Genomic DNA, 21,337 nt, shown 5'->3' on the forward strand with positions numbered 1-21,337 from the left:
CGAATCGGAGCGATATAAAGTTTACATATGATTAATAAACAACCAATAGATTTAGATTTTGATCGGGAGCATATTTGGCATCCTTATACTTCTATGACTGAGCCCCTTCCCGTGTACCCTGTCAGCCATGCCAATGCAAATCGTATTTTCTTAGAAACAGGCGAAAGCCTAATAGATGGTATGGCTTCTTGGTGGAGTGCCATCCATGGTTACTGCCATCCTGTTTTAAATGAGGCAATCACCACGCAAGTTAGCAAAATGAGTCATGTTATGTTTGGTGGCTTAACTCATGAGCCTGCTGTTGAGTTATGTAAAAAGCTAGTCAGTATCACACCTAAATCACTCGATAAGGTGTTCTTAGCCGACAGCGGCTCAGTGAGTGTTGAAGTCGCCATAAAAATGGCTTTGCAATACTGGTTAAGCCAAGGATACACCAGCAAGCAAAAGTTAATGACGCCGCTAAAGGGCTACCACGGCGATACCTTTGCAGCCATGAGCGTTTGCGATCCGGTCAATTCAATGCACAGCATGTACTCAGGTTTTTTACCTGAACATATTTTTGTACCTGCGCCGAGTGCTAAATTTAATGGCGAGTTTAGCCCTGCTGAAGCGGATACGCTTGAAAGCTATTTTGCTGCTCATCATCAAGATGTTGCGGCATTTATCATTGAACCCATAGTGCAAAATGCCGGGGGCATGAATTTTTATCATCCTGATTACTTAAAACACCTGCACATTCTTTGCGATAAGTATGATGTTTTACTTATTTGTGACGAAATCGCCACAGGTTTTGGCCGCACCGGCACCTTGTTCGCTGTTGAGCATGCCAATATAGAGCCGGATATCTTATGTGTTGGCAAAGCATTAACGGGCGGCATGATGACGTTATCAGCGACATTAACCACCAGCAAAGTCGCTGTTGGGATTAGCGAAGGTGAAGCCGGTGTATTAATGCACGGCCCAACGTTTATGGGTAACCCGCTTGCGTGTGCCACGGCCTGCGCAAGTATTGATTTACTGTTAGAGCAGCCTTGGCAAGAGCAAATTAAATATATAAATGATGTACTAACAACACAACTTGCTAAATGTAAGCAACTCGATGCAGTAGTAGATGTGCGTACATTAGGTGCTATTGGTGTTGTAGAGCTTAAACAAAGTGTTGATGTAGCAAAAATTCAACGCTTTTTTATAGAGCAAGGTGTGTGGATCCGCCCGTTTGGTAAATTAATTTACTTGATGCCACCTTACATAAGCGATAAACAAAGCTTAACTAAGTTGTGCGATGCTATTTTTGCAGCCATTGAACAACAGGCGTATTAGGGCGTGTTGACCCTTTGTGATTAATTTTGCAGCAGTGTGTTTGGTATTTAGGCAAGGCAGAGCCTATGTAGTGTGATTGTTCCACATAAATAGGCGATAACGCAGCATCAATGCCAAACACGCGCTGCCCTTCGGGTTCTTCCTAGGGGCGATTAACTCTTTGTTGCTCGATTTTTACTTAGTCCACTAGGTTACAAATCTCGCGCCGCGATTAAATCGCCCCTAGAGTGAACAAATTTTAATCCACAAAGGTCAACACGCCCTCTAGACATTAAAAAAGGAAGCTGATGCTTCCTTTTCCTTTAAACGTTACCATTCAAACATATAAGCCATTTTACTTATCATTCGAAGTGGAACTTTATGTTCACAACGCTTCGCGTAAAGATGTTGTAAAGACTTATCTTTGATTTCACCGACGATCACTTCTTTTACTTGATAACCCAATGCAGTGGCTGCTTGTACATAAGCAATAAATTCCCACTTTTTGATATTGGTGTTATCAACAATCACTAACGGGATTTCTTCTGCTAAGGCATTAATAAAACGCGCTAGGTTTAGGTTGTGGTATTCAGATAACTTGTACTTATCAAATTGATACTCACCTTCGCTATTGTAAAAATAATCATCTGTTGCGCACACGACATAATCACTTTCATTACCTGCTACCAGCTCATCAGCAAGGCTTTGTGCGTAATATGATTTACCTGAGCCGGGTAAGCCGCGAAGAATAAAAACTTGTTTCATAGCACCTGTTATACAAATTAATTAAAGACTAAAGGACCTATATCCTATTGAGAACTGTTAATAATGCCACAAAATAACCAATTAGCGCAGCGAGAATTTAAATAAACGCAAAATTTACGCAAATATTGCTGCTATTTTATCCAAATCAAGAAAAACTACTAAAGAGTATGCCTGAAATGTTTTTTTATTTGATTTACGAGGGTAAGATAGTCGATTCAAGTGCAATGCACAGCATATTAAATATTAGGCAACTTATATCATTGGAGTGAAGATGAGCCATTTAGCGATTTCAGAGCTATTAAAAGGCAAGGTTGCGGTAGACAGCCAAGTAACAGTTAAAGGCTGGATCCGTACACGCCGCGATTCAAAAGCAGGAATTTCATTTTTAGCCGTTCATGACGGTTCGTGTTTTGATCCTATTCAAGCGGTAGTACCTAATTCACTTAATAATTATGATGAAGTTACACGTTTAACTGCCGGTTGTTCTGTATCAATTACGGGTGTGCTGGTTAAATCAGAAGGCCAAGGTCAGTCTTTCGAAATTCAAGCCAACACTGTAGAAGTATTAGGGTGGGTAGAAAACCCTGATAGCTACCCTATGTCAGCTAAGCGTCACAGCATTGAATATTTACGCGAACACGCCCATCTTCGCCCTCGCACTAATATCATCGGCGCGGTAACACGTGTGCGTAACTGCTTAGCTCAAGCGATTCACCGTTTTTATCACGAGCAAGGTTTCTACTGGATCAGCACACCAATCATCACAGCAAGTGACTGTGAAGGTGCAGGTGAAATGTTCCGCGTATCTACATTAGATATGCAAAACTTGCCGCGCACAGACAAAGGTGATATCGACTACAGTGAAGATTTCTTCGGTAAAGAAGCATTTTTAACAGTATCAGGTCAGTTAAATGGTGAGACATACGCATCAGCAATGTCAAAAATCTATACCTTTGGCCCTACTTTCCGTGCTGAGAACTCAAATACGTCACGTCACTTAGCAGAGTTTTGGATGGTTGAACCTGAAGTTGCATTCGCAGATTTAGAAGATATCGCAAAACTTGCTGAAAACATGCTGAAATATGTTTTCAATGCGGTATTAACAGAGCGTCGTGATGATATGGAATTCTTTGCACAGCGTGTTGAGAAAACAGCGATCTCTCGTTTAGAAGAGTTCGTTACAAAAGATTTCGCTCAAGTTGATTACACTGATGCTATCGAAATCTTAAAAGCATGCGGCAAGAAGTTCGAATTCCCTGTTGAATGGGGTGTGGATTTACAATCTGAACACGAGCGTTACCTTGCTGAAGAACACTTTAATGCGCCAGTCGTTATCAAAAACTACCCGCGTGATATTAAAGCGTTCTACATGCGTCAAAACGAAGACGGCAAAACAGTGGCTGCAATGGACGTTGTTGCACCAGGTATTGGTGAAATCATCGGTGGTTCTCAACGTGAAGAGCGCTTAGATGTATTAGATAAGCGCCTAGAAGAAATGGGCTTAGATAAAGAAGACTACAGCTGGTACCGTGATCTACGTAAATACGGAACTGTGCCACATTCTGGTTTTGGTCTAGGCTTTGAGCGTTTAGTGGCTTATGTAACGGGTATGGGCAACGTTCGTGACGTTATCGCCTTCCCACGTACTAAAGGTAGTGCAACATACTAATTTTAGTATTTATAGAAAACCAGCCTATTGGCTGGTTTTTTTATGCCTAAAAATCATTATAAAACAATTCACTCTAGAAATTTTTAGTTAATGTTCTATAGTCATAAGACTTGCCAAAAAAGGATCTATTATTGGTTATGTTCGTTCGTTCACTAAAAGTACTCACACTGACTTTCATTTTTCTAGGTAAGTCTAGCTTCGCACTTGATGAAGATATTAATACAAAACCTATTTTAATTGCGGGTTCAACGTCTGTGACCGAGTTACTAACCCCACTCAAAGATGATATAAGTCTCGCTTTAGGCAACACATTGCAGATAAGACCGATGGGCAGTGACAAAGGTGTCAAAGCGATTGCTGAAGGTCTTATCGACATAGGTACAACATCACGGTACCTAACGAAGCAAGAGCAAGAACAATGGCCTCATTTAAGGCAGATAGTCATAGCGCAAGATGCGTTAACATTTATAGTTAACAGCGAACTAAATATTAAAAATTTGAGTATCACGACTCTCAAAAATATTTATCAAGGAAAAATAACTAAATGGTCAGACGCCTCTCAGTTAACGCCAGAATTAAGCAATAAAAACGATGAAATACTGCTTTTTAGTAAAGCGACTCATCATGGCAGCTTCGATGTATTTTTAGAATTTTTAGAATTGGACTATATCAAAGACCCTGAAAGTAACTTTATACGACTCAAAAATGCAGGTAATAGGGGTTTATTTTCAAATCAAAAAGTCGAACTGTACAACCAATTCAATCAAGCACTTGGTATAGTTCAGCGTATTCCAAATGCGATTGCCTATGACTCGTATGGCGCCATTAGTAATCTTGAAAATGATCGTCGCATCAATAAAGTAACGACTCTATCAATAAATGGCGTTAAACCTAATTTGCAAAGCATAAGTGATGGTGAATATGCCTTTGTACGACCGCTCATTTTAATTGTAAACACACAATCCCCTCGTTCTAAGGAGATAGGTGTGAAACTCGCAGCCTTATTTAAATCGCAAAAAGTAAAAGATAAAATACGAGAACATGGTTACCTCCCGGTTCAGTTTTAACCTCGAGAAATAAAAAAAGCTGCGCACCTAAGTGCAACAGCTTTTAACAACCAGAATCGTTATGAATTACAGAGCGCTTTCTAGCTCTGGTAACACATCAAATAAATCAGCAACTAAACCGTAGTCAGCGACTTGGAAAATTGGCGCATCAGGGTCTTTATTAATGGCAACAATCACTTTTGAGTCTTTCATACCCGCTAAGTGTTGAATTGCACCACTGATACCCACAGCAATATACAAATCTGGGGCAACAATTTTACCCGTTTGACCGACTTGCATATCATTTGGTACAAAGCCCGCATCAACAGCAGCACGTGAAGCACCAATGGCTGCGCCAAGTTTGTCGGCAATGCCATTTAATAGTGCAAAATTTTCACCATTTTGCATACCGCGACCACCTGAAATAACTACAGGTGCAGCTGTCAGCTCTGGACGCTCTGATTCAGTTTGTTCTTCTGATACAAACTCACTCAAACCAACTGAACCTTTACCCGTAACACTTGTTACAGACACTGGTGCTTGCTCTGATGCAACATCAAAGCTACTGGCACGCACGGTAATCACCTTTTTGCTATCAAGTGATTTAACTGTCGCAATCGCATTACCCGCATAAATAGGACGCTTAAAGGTATCTGCATCAATTACGTCAATGATTTCTGAGATTTGTGCAACATCTAAAAGTGCTGCAACACGTGGCATAAAGTTTTTACCCGTTGTTGTTGCGCTTGCGACAATGTGTGAATAGTTATCTGCTAAAGATAAAACCAGATCCGCTAAGTTTTCAGCTAGCTGATGAGCATAAGAGGCATCATCGGCAATCAGTACATTACTTACCCCTGCAATTGATGCTGCTTGCTCACTTATAGCAGATAAGTTTTCCCCTGCTAGTAATAAATCTACATCAAAGCCTAATTTAACAGCAGCAGTAATCGTTTTATTGGTTTCAGGCTTTAGAACACCTTTGTCGTGTTCGGCTATCACTAATGTTTTCATTTAGATCACCTTCGCTTCTGTTTTTAACTTTTCAACCAATGTCGCAACATCTTCTACGATAATGCCGCCGCTGCGTTTTTCTGGCTCGTTTACTTCAACCAGCTGCACGCGAGGTGCAAGGTCTACACCAAGGCTATCAGCAGCAATTACATCAAGTTGTTTACGCTTTGCTTTCATGATGTTTGGTAATGAAGCATAACGGGGTTCATTTAAACGTAAGTCTGTCGTTACAATAGCAGGTAGTTTAAGAGCAACAGTTTGTAAGCCGCCATCTACTTCACGCGTTACATTAACTGTACCTGCTTGTATATCGACTTTAGATGCAAAGGTGCCTTGGCCACGACCTGTTAGAGCAGCAAGCATTTGACCGGTTTGATTGTTGTCAGAGTCAATCGATTGCTTACCTAAAATTACCAATTCAGGTGATTCTTGCTCTACAATCTTGCTCAGTAATTTAGCAACATGTAAAGACTCAAGCTTTTCTTCTGTTTCAATATGAATGGCTTTATCGGCACCCAGTGCTAAGGCCGTACGTAATTGCTCTTGAGATGATTTATTACCAATAGTCACAGCAACAACCTCTGTGGCCATCCCTGCTTCTTTTAAACGAATAGCTTCTTCAATTGCAATTTCACAAAACGGGTTCATCGCCATTTTTACATTAGCTAGATCAACATCCGTTTTGTCAGCTTTAACGCGTGCTTTGACGTTGTAGTCAATTACTCTTTTAATTGGAACAAGGACTTTCATCGTGACTCCATCAATTGTGTGTTCTCGAAGTTGACCTAGACGTCAACTTATTTATTTTATGAATTCAGACTACTTCCTGTTGACGTAAACGTCAACCTAAAATAACCTTAAAGTATTCACAGCCTGTAACGTTTCATTTGCAAGTATGAAATAAGGTTCTTTACAGCAGGTCCGTCACCGAGAAGAGGTTTATATGGTCGAACGCGAAGTCATGGAATTTGATGTAGTCATCGTAGGCGCAGGCCCAGCAGGTTTATCAACTGCGATTAGATTGGCTCAACAAGCACAAGAAAAACAACAAGAATTAATGATCTGTGTGGTAGAAAAAGGCTCTGAGGTGGGCGCGCACATTTTATCCGGTGCGGTTTTTGAAACCAAAGCATTGGATGAATTACTACCCGATTGGCAGTCATTAGGTGCTCCAATTACCACTAAAGTAACGCAAGATGATATTTACTGGTTCAATAATAGTGAAAAAGCCACCAGCATCCCCCACTTTGCTAGCCCTAAAACATTCCATAACGAAGGCAATTACATTGTTTCTATGGGTAATGTGTGCCGCTTTTTAGCTGAGCAAGCGGAAAACTTAGGGGTAGAAATCTTCCCTGGCTTTAGTGCGCACTCTTTAATTATAGAAGACGAGACCGTAAAAGGTATTATCACCGGCGATATGGGTCTCGATAAAGACGGCAATGAAAAAGATGGATACATGCCAGGTATGGAACTTAGAGCCAAATACACCGTATTTGCTGAAGGCTGCCGAGGTCATTTAGGTAAACAGCTAATTAAACACTTTGCCCTTGATAAAGATGCGTCACCCCAGCATTACGGTTTAGGTTTCAAAGAAATTTGGCAAATCGACCCGAGTAAACATAAAGAAGGCACAGTAGTACATGGTACAGGCTGGCCGTTAACCGGTGATACCAGTGGCGGTGCGTTTATGTATCACAGTGAAAACAATCAAGTAGTTGTAGGTTTAATAGTGGATCTTAATTACTCAAACCCACATTTAAGCCCGTTTGATGAATTCCAGCGTATGAAGCATCACCCTGTCTTTAAAGATGTTTTAGAAGGCGGTGAACGTATAGCCTATGGTGCAAGAGCCATCGCTAAAGGCGGCCTACGCTCTTTACCAAAAATGCATTTCCCAGGTGGTTTACTTGTTGGTTGTGATGCTGGCACATTGAACTTTGCTAAGATCAAAGGTAACCATACTGCAATGAAATCAGGTATGGTTGCTGCTGATGTAATCGTAGCAGCTCTTAGCGACGGTAAAGAAAATGCCGATTTAGCTGAATATAAAACGGCCTTTGAACAAAGCTGGGCGTATAAAGAGCTTTACCAATCGCGTAACTTTGGCCCTGTAATGCATAAACTGGGTAAGTTCTTAGGGGGCGCTTATAACACACTCGATCAAAATCTATTTGGTGGCAGCTTACCGTTTAACTTTGAAGACAACATACCAGATCATGCCACCTTAGTTGCTGCTGATCAGGCCGAAAAGATCGACTACCCGAAAGCAGACGGCAAGCTTAGCTTCGATAAACTTTCATCGGTGTTTTTATCAAATACCAACCATGAAGAATCGCAGCCTTGTCACTTAAAACTTAAAAATAATAGCATTCCCATTAAAGTGAATTTAGTTAAGTTTGATGAGCCAGCACAACGCTACTGCCCTGCTGGCGTTTACGAAGTACAAGATGTCGAAGGTGAGAAAGAGTTTGTGATCAACTCACAAAACTGTGTGCACTGTAAAACATGTGACATAAAAGACCCAAGCCAAAACATTACATGGGTAACACCTGAAGGGGCTGGCGGACCAAACTACCCTAATATGTAATAACGCACGTTACTCATTTAATTAAAATTTATCCTAAATTGCAGGGGCTTCGGCCCCTTTTTTAGGCTATGCTGAAATTGTCGTGTTTAAAATAGTGAGTAAAGTATGCCGTCTTCAAGTGTAACCTTTCGTTTTTTAGCTGAACCTACCGATGTAAATTTTGGCGGTAAGGTTCATGGTGGTGTGGTCATGAAGTGGATTGACCAAGCTGGTTATGCCTGTGCTGCAGGTTGGAGCGGTCATTACTGTGTTACCGTCTCTGTTGCGGGTGTAAAGTTTCAGCGCCCTATTTTGGTTGGCCAAATTGTCGAAGTGAAAGCCAGTATCGCCCATACGGGTAAAACCAGTATGCAAATCTTTATTCAAGTACGCTGCGGCGACCCAAAAACACAAAACCTCGTTGAAACCAATCATTGTGTAATTAGTTTTATTGCCATGGATGAAGCTGGTTATCCTATTGAAGTCCCCTCTTACACAGCAGTTACTGATGAGGAAAAGAAAATAGAAAACTATGCGATAAAAATGAAAGAAATAGCCATAGAAACAGAAACATTACTACAAAAAGCATAACATGGCTTTGCTTTGCATTATTATACTGCACCTAGTAACTTCTACAGGGCACCCTGAAATTGTTACGAGCGCCAAACTGAATGCTTGATTATAGTTTCGACAAACTGCACAAAATTTCATTTATTCGGGCCTAAAAACAGTGATTTAGGCCTCATTTACAGTATGGCACGGTCACTGCAATACTCCTTGGGAATGAAGCGAAACATTCGTTTATTTATTTTATAAAGGAGCTATTAAATGATTAAAGCAATCTCAATTTCTGCAATTTCTCTAGCACTACTTGGTTTCAACAATGCTGCACATGCAGATATTACCGAGATGGATTCACCACGTATTTATACAGGTATTGGTTACGGCCAATATTCATTTGAGTTTGAAGACAGTGAAAATGACACTGACTTTGATGATGATGCACAAATGTTAAAAGGTTACGTTGGTACTCAATTTAATAAATACTTAAGCCTTGAGCTTGCATACCAAAACTTCGATGAAGCGAGTGATATCGATTCAAAAGTTGAGCTTGACGGTATCTCACTAGCTGCGCGTTTAGCAGCACCAATCACTGACAGCTTTTCTGTTTACGCAAAAGGCGGTTGGCTTGAATGGGATGCAGAAGTAGAACAAGACTTAGGTGAGCTTGGTAGCATTAGCGCTGACACTGATGGTGGCGATGTATTCTATGGTGCAGGTATTGAGTATGCTTTCACAACAAACATGCAAGTACGTTTAGAGTATGAACGTTACGAATTAGAAGATGATATTGACCCTGATATGGATGTGGCTTCGGTATCATTCCAATACATGTTCTAATTTAGACTGACATGTCTAATTTTAAAAAAGGCAGTCTCGACTGCCTTTTTTTGTGTTTGCATGTAAAATGTCGGCAGATTTCCTTAAGTTTAATACACAATGAGCGAATACCAACTAACTGCCGTCGGCCACATTCAATCTCCATACAAACAAAAGTTTGCAATACCTCGCCAACCTCGCTTGGTTCCTGAGGCTAAGGCAAAGCTGGTATTCAGTAGCGATTTCAATCGCGAAGAGTTTGTCCGTGGTCTCGATGAATTTAGCCATATTTGGTTATTATTTAGATTTCATGAAACCGCTGATAAAGGCTATTCAGCAATGGTGAGACCCCCTCGCCTTGGCGGAAATGAACGTAAAGGTGTATTTGCTACACGTGCGACTTTTCGCCCTAATGCCATTGGCATGAGTGCAGTAAAACTTGAGGGCATTGAATATAAAAATGGTCAGTTATGCTTATTGCTCTCAGGTATTGATTTACTTGATGGCACACCGATTTTAGATATTAAGCCTTATTTGCCCTATTCAGATGCAATGACTGATGCGACCGCAGGTTTTGCCGATACCCGACCAGAAACAGATATGAGTGTTGAGTTTACTGATGAAGCACTGGCGTTTATCGAAAAACAAACTGAGCAACCAGAATTAAAAGCCTTTATTAGCAATGTATTAAAGCAAGACCCTCGCCCTGCTTATAAAAAGCAACGTGAGTCTGAACAAAGCTACGGCATGACCTTATATGATTTCAATATTAGGTGGCATGTTCGGGATAATCATAATACAGTGACCAGCATTGAAAAATGCTAATTTTTTAACACTTTTTTTAAAACATATCGCTTTAGTGTCAGTGCGTCCACTGGTAAACTTAGCGACTTGTTATTACTCAAACGTCTTGAGTAAACGATAATAATTTTAACACTACTTGGAATAGAGATGCGTACCAGTCAATATATACTCGCAACACTTAAAGAAACTCCGTCTGATGCAGAAATTGTTTCTCATCAATTAATGCTACGAGCAGGCATGATCCGCCGCGTTGCGTCGGGTTTGTATACATGGTTGCCCTCTGGTTTACGCGTACTTAAAAAAGTAGAAAACATTGTACGTGAAGAAATGGATAAAGCAGGCGCTATCGAAATGTTAATGCCTATTATCCAACCAGCTGACCTTTGGGAAGAGTCAGGCCGTTGGGAGCAATTTGGTCCTGAATTATTACGCATTAACGACCGTCATAACCGCCCTTTTGCACTGGGTCCAACACACGAAGAAGTGATCACTGATTTTGTACGTAAAGAAGTAAGCTCTTATAAGCAATTACCATTGACTCTTTATCAAGTACAAACAAAAGTACGTGACGAGGTTCGCCCTCGTTTTGGTGTCATGCGTGCCCGTGAGTTTACGATGAAAGATGCTTACTCTTTTCATTTAAGCGATGAGTGTTTAGAGAAAACATACCAAGTAATGCACAAGGCATATTGCAATATCTTCGAGCGTCTAGGCCTTGATTACCGCCCTGTTATCGCGGATACCGGCTCTATCGGTGGTAGCGTATCGCATGAGTTCCATGTACTTGCAGAATCAGGAGAAGATGCAATCGCATTTAGTGATGCAAGTGATTACGCTGCAAATATCGAAAAAGCAGAAGCATTGGCACCGACTGAAGAGCGCCCAGCAGCAACTAAAGAGTTAAAAGCATTTCCAACGCCAGATGCAAAAACCATTGCAGAGCTTAAACAGCACTACGGTGTTAAACCTCATCGCGGCGTTAAAACACTTATCGTGTATGGTGCTCCAGATGAAAACGAACAACGTGGTTTAGTGGCGCTTGTATTACGTGGCGACCATGAGTTGAACGAGTTGAAAGCTGAAAAGCACCCGCTTGTAGACTCACCGCTTGAAATGGCAAAAGAAGAAGATATCGTTGCAGCGATTGGTGCAAAACCTGGCTCATTAGGCCCTGTCGGTCTTAAAATGCCAATTATTGTTGACCGTTCAGCTAATGTAATGGCTGATTTTGTTGCGGGTGCGAATAAAGACGACGAACACTACAGCGGCATTAACTGGGATCGTGACGTAGAAAGCTATGAAGTGGCAGATATTCGTAACATCGTTGAAGGCGACCCAAGCCCTTGTGGTCAAGGGGCACTGCAAATTAAACGTGGTATTGAAGTAGGTCATATTTTCCAACTGGGTACTAAGTACTCAGAGGCAATGAAAGCAGGCGTTCTGAGTGAATCAGGTAAAAACCAAGTCATGACGATGGGTTGTTACGGTATTGGTGTTTCACGAATCGTGGCTGCTGCCATTGAGCAAAACAACGACCAATACGGTATTAAATGGCCACAACCTATCGCACCATTTGATTTAGCAATCGTGCCTATGAACATGCATAAGTCTCATCGTATTCCTGATATTGCAGATAACCTTTACAAAGGTTTGAAAGAAGCTGGTTTAGATGTGTTATTTGATGACCGTAAAGAGCGCCCTGGTGTGATGTTCAACGATATGGAACTATTAGGTGTGCCTTTCACATTGGTGATTGGTGAACGTAATCTTGACGAAAATAAGGTTGAGCTTAAAAACCGTCATACCGGTGAAAAGCTAATGCTTGATTTAGATAGTGCCGCTTCCGAAATTGCCGCACTCGTTAAAGGCTAATTGAACCAACCTATACAAAATAGAAAAACCGCTTCGGCGGTTTTTTTGTTATTAGTATTTGTCATAGATGTTTCGCTAAAGCGTCTTTTAACTGTCATTGATTCTGCCTAGCATTTACTTTATTACACCATGAGTAAATGCCATGAATAACACCACTTGCAGTAGTAAAACCCACTATCCTGCCGTTTGGATTTCCGACGTTCACTTAGGTTATAAAGACTGCCAAGCGCAGTATTTATTGGATTTTTTGAATGCCATTGAATGCGACGTATTATACTTGGTCGGTGATATCGTCGATTTATGGTCCATGAAACGGCAATTTTTCTGGCATCCTAGCCATTATGATGTGTTAGCGCTTATTCAACAAAAAGCGAAAGATGGCACACGCGTCATCTATATACCGGGTAACCATGACGAAACGTTTCGCCAATATGCCGATGAGTCTTTATTTGGTATTGAAGTACATCAGCAATATATCCACACAACAAAAGCCAATAAACGTTTTTTACTTTTGCACGGCGATGATTTCGACTCAGCAACCCGTTACAACAAATTAATTAGTATTGCAGGTGATGCAGGATACGACTTACTGTTATTTTTAAATCGCTGGACTAATCGCATTCGTCGATTATTCGGTGGGCATTACTGGTCGTTGGCGTCATGGATTAAAGCACGAGTACACAAAGCCCGCGCAGCAATTGATGCATTTGAAAAAGCGGCTATTCATGAAGCAAAAAAGCAAGGCGTGGACGGTATTATATGTGGCCATATTCACCACCCAGCCGTTAAAGTAGTAGATGGGATTTTATATTGCAATGATGGCGACTGGATAGAAAACTGTACGGCTCTTGTAGAGAATGACTGTGGAAGAATTGAATTACTTCACTGGAGTGAAACACAAAAAGTAATTCACTCAGCAGACATCAGCAAGCTAATGCCAACCCCAGCCCATAATAAAGATGCCGCTTAGCTAAACTGATATTTATACCGATTCGCTTAATTAAGTGGTCTATTTTGAGGCAATAAATCCTCGTTGATAACAAAGCAAAAATTTCGTTATTTAGTTGTTCTAAATAAGAAATTTTTAACGCAGGTAGCGACAAGCTTTATCCCTCAAAATGATGAAGTATTATTGCAGATTGGTATTATCAGCATTAAGCCACATAACGAGTTTATTTCGAAGTGTGGCTTGTTTTATCGGCTTGGTAATATAGTCGTTCATGCCAACACTCAGGCACTTCTCTCTATCCCCTGCCATCGCACTTGCAGTCATAGCTATAATAACAATATCTTGAAAGCGCTCTGTTGCATTACCATATCTTATTTGTTTAGTACAATCATAGCCATTCATATTTGGCATTTGGCAATCCATTAAAATAAGGTCAAACTGCGTATCAGTATTTTTAAGTATCTCCAATGCTTCGATACCATCACCTGCAGATTCGATATTAATATTTGTATCGCGCAAAATAGCTTTACTCACTTCAATGTTGATCAGGTTATCATCGACAATAAGAATAGAGCGGTTACAGAAATCGACATCGACAATTTCTTTTTCCACTCTATCTTTATGATTCAATATTTGCCCTTCATATTTAAATAACGTTGCTAACCGATAAATAAGCTCATCCTGTGTTATCGGCTTTGACATGGCCACTGCATTGGCAGGTAACGAGTATTTTTTTTCTAATGCTGACACCAAACCAATCACTAATAACTTAATATCACTATTTTGACTAGCGAGATCTATGAAACCACTAATTTGTGGGTGCTTTTGATCAACGACGATAAGATCAAACTTACTCTTACTTTCTTTTTCCAATGAAAACAGTGACGTTATATTTTCCTCTTCTAATTGAGTAAAAGATTTTAATTGGCTTATCAAGTTTTGCTTTAAAGGTTCGTACAACAAGGAAAACGCAACTTTTTTATGCGCTAATATAGCTGTTTGGCTATTCGATTTACTTGGTTGACTGAGTGTCATCAAAACCGTGGCAGTAAAACAACTACCCTGACCTTTTTCACTCTCAACAGCAATATCGCCTCCCATTAACTGTGATAACTTGCGACTAATAGAAAGACCTAATCCACTCCCACCATAGTGCCGAGTTGTGCTTGAATCCTCTTGTGTAAAAACATCAAACAGTTTTTTTTGGCTATCTTTTGATATACCAATACCCGTATCTGTGACTTTGAAGGTTAATAAAACATTGTCATCCAGCATTTTTCGTTCACTGAGATGTAAACTAACAAATCCTTGATGAGTAAATTTAAATGCGTTACTCAGTAAATTATTGAGTATTTGCTTCAAGCGATGGCTGTCTCCAACAACGCCTCTGTGACTAACTAAACTTGAATCAAAGAGCACTTCTAAACCTTTTTTTTGACCTTGCACCGCCATTGATGTCATTAGATCATTACACACAGAGACAACATCAAACTCATGGTAATCTAAGTCAAGTTTACCGGCTTCAATTTTAGAAAAGTCTAGAATATCGTTAATAAGCGTCATTAAGGACTGTGCACTACTATTGGCATAATGTAAGTACTGCTTTTGTTGAATTGTGAGCGGCTCAACTTCCAGCATTTCGAGCATACCCAGTACACCGTTCATTGGTGTACGTATTTCGTGCGAAATATTAGCAACAAATTGGCTTTTCGCCTTGCTAGCCGCCAAAGCTTGCTTTGTTGCCTCTTCTAGCTCTGCCGTACGATTTTGGACTTTTTCTTCAAGCGTTTCGTTTAGTTGCTCAAGTTGATGTTGTGCCCTTTTTAATGAGTTAATATTACGAATTATTGCAGCGACTTGGACTTGTTTTTTAAGCGCATCAAAAATCGGGGCAAGAGTAATTGAGAAATAATGACACTGTGTTTCATCTATATAAATGGCTTCAAACGAGCAGCGTTCATTATTTTTTATAGCTTGCGCAACTCCTTGAAAATCTTCATCATTGTAATTGAACAAGTTATCAAAATTTGTTTCCTTTTCTTTTATACTAAAAAACTCTTTCGCAGTTTGATTGGCATTGCAAATAGTGCCATCAGGGGTAACCATAATAATTGCATCAGAGGAGCTTTCTATAATTTTGCTGTTTTTTTCTTTGAAAAAGCTCAATTCGAGTTTTCGGCTTATGTCACGCTGATAAATTATAAATAGCACGATAACAGCAATAATAATCAAACATAGCATGGCTATGAATTTATAGCGTTTACTTTTAATCTCATGCAACATAGTCTGGGTATCAACAGACACTGCCAGTGTAAGTGGCTTCATATCAATACCATTAGAGAACTGAATAACTTTCTTTAAATAAAGTTTCTCTGGCAAGCTCATAAAATCGAAAATATCAATTTGATCCATCGCCTGATTAGTTGAAAACTCTTGCTTCCAAAATCGCGCATCCCCTGACTCAAAGCTAAAACGGTATGCTTCATTTGGATGATAAATAAATTGCTGATCAGCATTAAGTAGGTAGACATCAAAAATATCTGCTGTGTTTTCAACTAATCCGTTTAAAAGATCATCAGCATAATAGTTGACGATCAAGACAGCAAAGGGCTCTCCGTACAGGTCACGTACTAATTTTGATACACGATACGTACTCACATAGGGGATTTGTATATGACCATTCTCTCTGTTGTAATTAATTGGCGAAACATAAATGTGGCCATTAGGTAGTCCCTTTGTTATTTGCATGTAGTCTCGATGACCTTTTAACTGCAAATCAGCTTCAGCTATGCGTTTTACTTCACCATTAATATTATCAACTCTGACGACTTCTTTGCCTTCCTGTCCAACGTAAATATAGCGAGCTTGTGCTAAGTCGTTATCGGTAGCCATAAAGCCACTGAAGATCTTGGCTAACCTATCCTTCCATGCTGATATTGGTGTGCCAAGAACAGGATCGATATTCTTATCGTTTGTGGCGCGCATAATCGCCATAATCGGGGGAGTTGCGTCTAAGAAATTAAGCGCAGAAATATTTTCTCTAAGTGTAGAGGTAAACCTATCCTCTTTTGTAGTTAGCTCTCGTTTCATTTGCTCTAATGTACGAGCATACACATCTTCACGGGTATCAAATTCAAATTTTATTATCGCAACGCACGCAAGAGAGATCAAAACCAACAGAGCAACAAAAGGAAGCTTGTGCCGATAAAAGAAATTAGTTGCTTGAAGCAAATCCATTGAATTAAAAAGCCTTATTTACCATTCTTCACAGAGTATAGGAGAATTTCATAATAAAGATGGGGTATAAGTAAAAAATATTAATCAATAAGGAGGTAATACAAGGTAACGTATTGAAAATATAAAAAAAGCACCAAATGGTGCTTTTTATTAGGTTGAAACAATACGTCTTTTATCTGAATAAGACATCTTCTTTATTAAACCATTTAACACAAAACGTGAGTAAAGCCCCTGCCACTATCACTGTCGCTAAGAAGATTAAACCCACTAATGTGTAATCTACTGTGCCTTTAATGATTTCTTTGATTGCCAACGCAACGTTTGTCACTGGAATAAAAGCGGTTTTGCTCGTGAGTTCAACATTTGGCATTAAGGCAACCATAATTGGAAAAATAACACCCATACTAAGTGGCGCCATGTAGTTTTGCGCTTCTTTAAAGGTTCGCGCATAAATAGAAATGGCCAACGCTAATGAAGAGAAGATTGCAGCAATAGGCAATAACAACACAAAAATCAATCCTAAATCTAACACGGTTAAAGAACTAAATGCGTTTTTAACAACCGCTAAATCAACAAAAGCAATGGCTATTGATATCCACACCCCCATACTGAGTACCGTTATGGTGGTTGTTGCAATTGAAGAAGCAAGTAAGGTTACAAACTTACCTAACACAAGCTGTGTACGCGTGATTGGTGTAAGTAAAAGCGTTTCGAGGGTTCCGCGCTCTTTTTCACCGGCACCTAAATCAATCGCGGGATACGTTGCGCCCATTAATACCAGAGGTATTAGTAGATAAGGAATAAATCCACCAATTTTCTCACCGAGATTTTCACGTTTATCTGCGGTGTCGACCTTCACCACTTTAATAGGTTCGATAATTGCCGCTTGTTGCTGCTCTGATACGCCAAAACTTAAAAGCTTAGTCGTGCGCAGTTTATCGCCATATTCTTTTGCAAGCTCCTTAACGCGGTCAAATAAAAAGTTAATTGCTTTCGCGTCGTTATAAACAACTTGCCATTCGCTTTGCTTAGCGTTATCTAAAGTTTGCCTAGCGTCTGATGGCAAATAGATACCCATATCTATGGTGCCCGCTTTAACTGCTTTGGTAAGGTCCTCTACTGTATTAAAGGTTTCGTCACCTTTATATAAAGCAAAGCTCTTGTGGTAAAACACCTTATCAGTAAACTCTTGCGCGTAATTACCATTGATGATGGCGTAAGTATGGACCTCTTGTTCTGCCTCTAATGCTGCTTGTGAACTAATAAATGCCATTACAGCAAATAATAATGGGAAAACAGCAACCGGCAGTGCGACCACGAATATTAATGTTTTACGGTCACGTAACAGCTCTTTTAATTCCTTTTTAAATACTTCAAACATCACGACTCTCCGTTAAAATATTCATAAACGCTTGGTTTAACTCTTCGCTTTGCCCAGTTTGTTTAAACTCATCCAATGTGCCATCAAAACAACTTATGCCTTGGTTTATCACCGCAACACGGTCACAAAGTAACGCAACCTCATCTAAATGGTGTGTTGAGAAAATGACTGGTGTACCTTGTTCTTTAAGGCCACGAATAAAGTTAATGACGGTTTGCGTGGTCATGATATCTAAACCAGTGGTAGGCTCATCAAGAATAACCACATCAGGGTGATGAACAACTGCACGGGCAATATTGGCTTTTTGCTTCATGCCTGTAGATAAATTCTCTGCACGTTTGTCAATAAAGTTGTGCATATCAAGTAAGGTGAAAAGCTCATCACAACGTGCTGCTACCGCCTTTTTACTCATGCCATGCAAACGAGCAAAGTACTCAACGTTTTCTTTAACCGTTAAACGTCCGTATAAGCCAGTACTCCCTGATAAAAAGCCGATTGATTTACGGCCAACTAAAGGTTTCTTAACAATATCGTGACCAGAGATGGTTATTGTTCCTTCATCAGGCTTAAGCGCTGTTGAGATCATTCTAAGTGTTGTTGTTTTACCAGCACCGTTCGGGCCTAACAAGCCCAATACTTCACCTTTATTACAGTGAAAGCTGACGTCTCTCACGGAATGAAAAAACTGCTTGTCTTCTCGGGGATCAATATTATCCGTGTTATTTTTTTTATGATCTTTTGTTAGCTTAAACTTCTTTTTAAGCCCTGCTACTTCAATCATTGCGTTTCCTTCGTTTCGGCCTAAAGTAGTCCGTGTTATTATAAAATTCTGGGTTATTATTCTCAGCCCACCAGCTAGGTACACCTAACAATGGTAAGGGTGACAAATTTTTATTGTCTCGCAAACAATCGTCAACTTTAATCATCTCATAGAGACGTTGATCTATATACGCATACTGCTCGGCTAAATCTTTACAAAATATGTCATCAGGCACAACAATAAATAATGCTTTACCCGTTAAACCTATATAAGGTTGTGTAAGCATTTCGTAGTTAGCATGACCAAACATGTAAGGACGTATAGTTTCACCCCATAATTCGCGCTGTACTACAAATGCTTGCTGCCATTGATGGTCGCGTAATAGCTGTTGCCAGCTTTGTTCGGTAATGGCTAATACAACGCCGCATTCATCAAACAAGGTAAGTGCATTTCTGTGTTTACTGCGCTCTTTTAGACCGTGCAGTTTAATTTCTTCAATGTGCTGATGATTAATCAGCGCTTTAGTTTTTGGGAATAAACACCAAATAAAACCACCAAATAGATCATGCCAATTCTGCTGGCGTGTGGGTACTTGCCCTGTTTCAAAAATTATTTGTTCATAATACCGAGTTTCATCTGCAAACTTTTCATCCTCAGAAAAACGAATGGGGATCCCTTGCGAAGTCGTGGCGGTTAAAAATTGATTAAACCATTCACATGATGGCCAATCAGACAACTTATCTATATTAAACAGTTTGACTAAGTCAGCGAACGCACCGGTTGTAAGGTACTGCGTTGACCACTGTTCGGGGGCGGTAAATCGTTTCATTTCTTATAACATTTAACTTCTTGATGTATTGTGGCTAGTTTACCGCAAAAACTGGTTCTCATTAATAGAACCTCATATACTAATGCTACCTTAAAACAAAAAAGATTGATTATGGAACGTTATTTTTCAATGACAGTGATAGCAAGCGCGATGCTTGTAGGCTGTGCTTCAACAAGTAACACGTCAAATGATGTAGCTAACGCTTATCAGAGTATAAATTCACAGCAGTTAGCTGAACACATTAAAGTGCTTGCCTCTGATGAGTTTGGTGGTAGAGCACCTTCATCAAAGGGTGAAGAACTCACTCTAGCTTATTTAACTGATCAATTTAAAGCGCTCGGTTTTCAGCCAGGCAATGGTGATAGCTTTTTACAAGAAGTTCCGCTTGTTTCACTTGAAGCAGACTCAAACATGGTACTTACCATTGGTGGCAAAGATTACCAATACAAGAAAGATATGGTGATGGGGAGTAGCCGTATAAGTGCAAAACAAAGCATTAAAGACTCTGAGCTTGTTTTCGTTGGTTATGGTGTAAACGCGCCTGAATATAACTGGAACGATTACGAAGGCCTTGATGTTGAAGGTAAAACAGTTGTAATGCTGGTAAACGATCCGGGGTTTGCGACAAAAAACCCTGATTTATTCACCGGTGATGCAATGACCTATTACGGCCGTTGGACATACAAGTATGAAGAAGCGAGCCGTCAAGGTGCAGCAGGTGCGATTATCATTCACGAAACAGCGCCAGCATCTTATCCATGGTCTGTAGTTGAAAACTCATGGAGTGGTGAGCAATTTGGTTTCCAAAAAGAAAATAACAACATGGACCGTGTTGCTGTTGAGGGCTGGGTAACAACTGATGTTGCTAAAGAGCTTTTCACAAAAGCAGGCTTAGATTTCGATACGATGAAAGCCAATGCTGCTAAAGGCGCTTACCATGTTGATATGGGCGACCTAACAGCGAGTGTTGAAGTAAACAACACAATCAAAAAGTCAATTTCGTATAACTTCATTGCGACTTTACCGGGTAGCGAAAAGCCAGACGAGCACATCATTTATTCAGCTCACTGGGATCACCTTGGTACAGATAAAACGCGTAAAGGCGACCAAATCTACAATGGTGCCCACGATAATGCGACAGGTACTGCAGGCTTAATTGAAGTTGCTGAAGCGTTCGCTACTTTACCACAGCACCCTAGCCGCTCGATGACTTTCTTAGCAGTTACTGCTGAAGAACAAGGTTTACTCGGCTCGAAATATTATGCTGCAAACCCGGTTATCCCAGCATCACAAACGGTTGCTAACATCAATATGGATAGCTTAAACCTGTTAGGTAAAGTAAAAGATATCAGTGTTGTTGGTATTGGTAAATCAGAAATGGATAGCCTTTTAGAAACAGCTGCAAAAGCACAAGGCCGCACTGTATCTGGCGATCCTAAACCGTCTTCAGGTGGTTACTACCGCTCTGATCACTTTGCATTTGCAAACATGGGTGTGCCAGCAATGTACGCTGGTGGCGGCAGTGAAGCGCTTAATGAAGAAACCGCTAATTACCGTAAACGAATGAGCTTAGTGCTTCGAGGTTGTTACCATCAACCATGTGATCGTTACCGTGATGAGTGGGATTTATCAGGTGCGATTCAGGACCTTCAGCTATTCTATCAAGTAGGCTTTGATATTTCTGAGCGTGAAGAATGGCCTAAATGGAATGCAAACTCTGAATTCCAACGCAAATAAATGCAAATGAGATTGATTTTCATTTA

17 protein-coding genes are annotated in these 21,337 nt (G+C 40.2%); 10 read left to right on the forward strand and 7 right to left on the reverse strand.

The genetic code is table 11. The features are described from left to right. Nucleotides 1–27 precede the first annotated feature (27 nt). On the forward strand, nt 28–1,320 hold the full coding sequence (gene bioA, locus PAARA_RS11195; RefSeq protein WP_062569115.1) for an adenosylmethionine--8-amino-7-oxononanoate transaminase: 1,293 nt from the start codon (nt 28–30) through the stop codon (nt 1,318–1,320). Between the two features lie 309 nt (nt 1,321–1,629). Here bioA and PAARA_RS11200 read toward each other — a convergent pair whose 3' ends face one another. Next, on the reverse strand, nt 1,630–2,064 hold the full coding sequence (locus PAARA_RS11200; RefSeq protein WP_062569116.1) for an ATP-binding protein: 435 nt from the start codon (nt 2,062–2,064) through the stop codon (nt 1,630–1,632). Between the two features lie 271 nt (nt 2,065–2,335). Here PAARA_RS11200 and asnS point away from each other — a divergent pair, with 271 nt between their 5' ends. Then, nucleotides 2,336–3,733, forward strand: coding sequence for an asparagine--tRNA ligase (gene asnS, locus PAARA_RS11205; protein ID WP_062569117.1), 1,398 nt, complete (start codon nt 2,336–2,338; stop codon nt 3,731–3,733). Nucleotides 3,734–3,870: 137 nt separating this feature from the next. After that, nucleotides 3,871–4,800, forward strand: a complete 930-nt coding sequence (locus PAARA_RS11210; RefSeq protein WP_062569118.1) for a PstS family phosphate ABC transporter substrate-binding protein — start codon at nt 3,871–3,873, stop codon at nt 4,798–4,800. A gap of 66 nt (nt 4,801–4,866) precedes the next feature. Here the strand turns inward: PAARA_RS11210 and PAARA_RS11215 are convergent, their stop codons facing one another. Continuing rightward, a complete protein-coding gene (locus tag PAARA_RS11215) occupies nt 4,867–5,793 on the reverse strand; it encodes an FAD-binding protein (protein WP_062569119.1) in 927 nt (308 codons plus the stop codon). Further along, on the reverse strand, nt 5,794–6,543 hold the full coding sequence (locus PAARA_RS11220) for an electron transfer flavoprotein subunit beta/FixA family protein (protein ID WP_062569120.1): 750 nt from the start codon (nt 6,541–6,543) through the stop codon (nt 5,794–5,796). A gap of 193 nt (nt 6,544–6,736) precedes the next feature. On the opposite strand from PAARA_RS11220, the gene PAARA_RS11225 reads away from it, so the two are divergent. The 6 genes from PAARA_RS11225 (at nt 6,737) to PAARA_RS11250 (ending at nt 13,388) form a co-directional block, all read left to right on the forward strand. After that, nucleotides 6,737–8,383 (forward strand): electron transfer flavoprotein-ubiquinone oxidoreductase, encoded by a 1,647-nt coding sequence (locus PAARA_RS11225; protein ID WP_062569121.1) that lies wholly within the window; start codon nt 6,737–6,739, stop codon nt 8,381–8,383. 105 nt (nt 8,384–8,488) lie between these two features. Then, nucleotides 8,489–8,953, forward strand: coding sequence for an acyl-CoA thioesterase (locus tag PAARA_RS11230; RefSeq protein ID WP_054561436.1), 465 nt, complete (start codon nt 8,489–8,491; stop codon nt 8,951–8,953). 237 nt (nt 8,954–9,190) lie between these two features. Beyond that, the gene (locus tag PAARA_RS11235; protein WP_062569122.1) at nt 9,191–9,763 is read left to right on the forward strand and encodes an outer membrane beta-barrel protein; all 573 of its coding nucleotides are present in this window, start codon (nt 9,191–9,193) and stop codon (nt 9,761–9,763) included. 99 nt (nt 9,764–9,862) lie between these two features. Beyond that, nucleotides 9,863–10,567 (forward strand): tRNA (N6-threonylcarbamoyladenosine(37)-N6)-methyltransferase TrmO, encoded by a 705-nt coding sequence (gene tsaA / locus PAARA_RS11240; protein ID WP_062569123.1) that lies wholly within the window; start codon nt 9,863–9,865, stop codon nt 10,565–10,567. A 126-nt stretch (nt 10,568–10,693) separates the two neighbouring features. Further along, the gene (locus PAARA_RS11245; RefSeq protein ID WP_062569124.1) at nt 10,694–12,418 is read left to right on the forward strand and encodes a proline--tRNA ligase; all 1,725 of its coding nucleotides are present in this window, start codon (nt 10,694–10,696) and stop codon (nt 12,416–12,418) included. A gap of 142 nt (nt 12,419–12,560) precedes the next feature. Beyond that, a complete protein-coding gene (locus PAARA_RS11250) occupies nt 12,561–13,388 on the forward strand; it encodes a UDP-2,3-diacylglucosamine diphosphatase (RefSeq protein WP_062569125.1) in 828 nt (275 codons plus the stop codon). Between the two features lie 159 nt (nt 13,389–13,547). Here PAARA_RS11250 and PAARA_RS11255 read toward each other — a convergent pair whose 3' ends face one another. The 4 genes from PAARA_RS11255 to PAARA_RS11270 all read right to left on the reverse strand — a co-directional run bounded on the left by PAARA_RS11255 (nt 13,548) and on the right by PAARA_RS11270 (nt 19,574). Next, nucleotides 13,548–16,604, reverse strand: coding sequence for an ATP-binding protein (locus PAARA_RS11255; RefSeq protein ID WP_062569126.1), 3,057 nt, complete (start codon nt 16,602–16,604; stop codon nt 13,548–13,550). Between the two features lie 172 nt (nt 16,605–16,776). After that, nucleotides 16,777–17,985 carry an ABC transporter permease subunit gene (locus PAARA_RS11260; RefSeq protein ID WP_062569127.1) on the reverse strand — a complete coding sequence of 403 codons (1,209 nt, stop codon included), beginning with the start codon at nt 17,983–17,985 and terminating at the stop codon, nt 16,777–16,779. After that, complete coding sequence (locus PAARA_RS11265; RefSeq protein WP_062569128.1) at nt 17,978–18,766, reverse strand: ABC transporter ATP-binding protein; 789 nt, start codon at nt 18,764–18,766, stop codon at nt 17,978–17,980. The genes PAARA_RS11260 and PAARA_RS11265 overlap by 8 nt, the downstream gene beginning before the upstream one ends. After that, nucleotides 18,759–19,574, reverse strand: a complete 816-nt coding sequence (locus tag PAARA_RS11270) for a DUF3025 domain-containing protein (protein ID WP_062569129.1) — start codon at nt 19,572–19,574, stop codon at nt 18,759–18,761. The genes PAARA_RS11265 and PAARA_RS11270 overlap by 8 nt, the downstream gene beginning before the upstream one ends. A gap of 111 nt (nt 19,575–19,685) precedes the next feature. Between PAARA_RS11270 and PAARA_RS11275 the strand changes: the two genes are divergently transcribed. Continuing rightward, the gene (locus PAARA_RS11275; RefSeq protein WP_062569130.1) at nt 19,686–21,311 is read left to right on the forward strand and encodes a M28 family metallopeptidase; all 1,626 of its coding nucleotides are present in this window, start codon (nt 19,686–19,688) and stop codon (nt 21,309–21,311) included. The last annotated feature ends 26 nt before the right edge of the window (nt 21,312–21,337 follow it).

It is taken from the genome of Pseudoalteromonas arabiensis (genome assembly GCF_001550155.1).
Taxonomy (GTDB): Bacteria; Pseudomonadota; Gammaproteobacteria; order Enterobacterales; family Alteromonadaceae; genus Pseudoalteromonas; species Pseudoalteromonas arabiensis.

Excerpts from the sequence above, each read along its gene's own strand:
- bioA (WP_062569115.1), top strand. The coding sequence starts at position 28 with ATGATTAATAAACAACCAATAGATTTAGATTTTGATCGGGAGCATATT.
- PAARA_RS11200 (WP_062569116.1), bottom strand. The coding sequence starts at position 2,064 with ATGAAACAAGTTTTTATTCTTCGCGGCTTACCCGGCTCAGGTAAATCA.
- asnS (WP_062569117.1), top strand. The coding sequence starts at position 2,336 with ATGAGCCATTTAGCGATTTCAGAGCTATTAAAAGGCAAGGTTGCGGTA.
- PAARA_RS11210 (WP_062569118.1), top strand. The coding sequence starts at position 3,871 with ATGTTCGTTCGTTCACTAAAAGTACTCACACTGACTTTCATTTTTCTA.
- PAARA_RS11215 (WP_062569119.1), bottom strand. The coding sequence starts at position 5,793 with ATGAAAACATTAGTGATAGCCGAACACGACAAAGGTGTTCTAAAGCCT.
- PAARA_RS11220 (WP_062569120.1), bottom strand. The coding sequence starts at position 6,543 with ATGAAAGTCCTTGTTCCAATTAAAAGAGTAATTGACTACAACGTCAAA.
- PAARA_RS11225 (WP_062569121.1), top strand. The coding sequence starts at position 6,737 with ATGGTCGAACGCGAAGTCATGGAATTTGATGTAGTCATCGTAGGCGCA.
- PAARA_RS11230 (WP_054561436.1), top strand. The coding sequence starts at position 8,489 with ATGCCGTCTTCAAGTGTAACCTTTCGTTTTTTAGCTGAACCTACCGAT.
- PAARA_RS11235 (WP_062569122.1), top strand. The coding sequence starts at position 9,191 with ATGATTAAAGCAATCTCAATTTCTGCAATTTCTCTAGCACTACTTGGT.
- tsaA (WP_062569123.1), top strand. The coding sequence starts at position 9,863 with ATGAGCGAATACCAACTAACTGCCGTCGGCCACATTCAATCTCCATAC.
- PAARA_RS11245 (WP_062569124.1), top strand. The coding sequence starts at position 10,694 with ATGCGTACCAGTCAATATATACTCGCAACACTTAAAGAAACTCCGTCT.
- PAARA_RS11250 (WP_062569125.1), top strand. The coding sequence starts at position 12,561 with ATGAATAACACCACTTGCAGTAGTAAAACCCACTATCCTGCCGTTTGG.
- PAARA_RS11255 (WP_062569126.1), bottom strand. The coding sequence starts at position 16,604 with ATGGATTTGCTTCAAGCAACTAATTTCTTTTATCGGCACAAGCTTCCT.
- PAARA_RS11260 (WP_062569127.1), bottom strand. The coding sequence starts at position 17,985 with ATGTTTGAAGTATTTAAAAAGGAATTAAAAGAGCTGTTACGTGACCGT.
- PAARA_RS11265 (WP_062569128.1), bottom strand. The coding sequence starts at position 18,766 with ATGATTGAAGTAGCAGGGCTTAAAAAGAAGTTTAAGCTAACAAAAGAT.
- PAARA_RS11270 (WP_062569129.1), bottom strand. The coding sequence starts at position 19,574 with ATGAAACGATTTACCGCCCCCGAACAGTGGTCAACGCAGTACCTTACA.
- PAARA_RS11275 (WP_062569130.1), top strand. The coding sequence starts at position 19,686 with ATGGAACGTTATTTTTCAATGACAGTGATAGCAAGCGCGATGCTTGTA.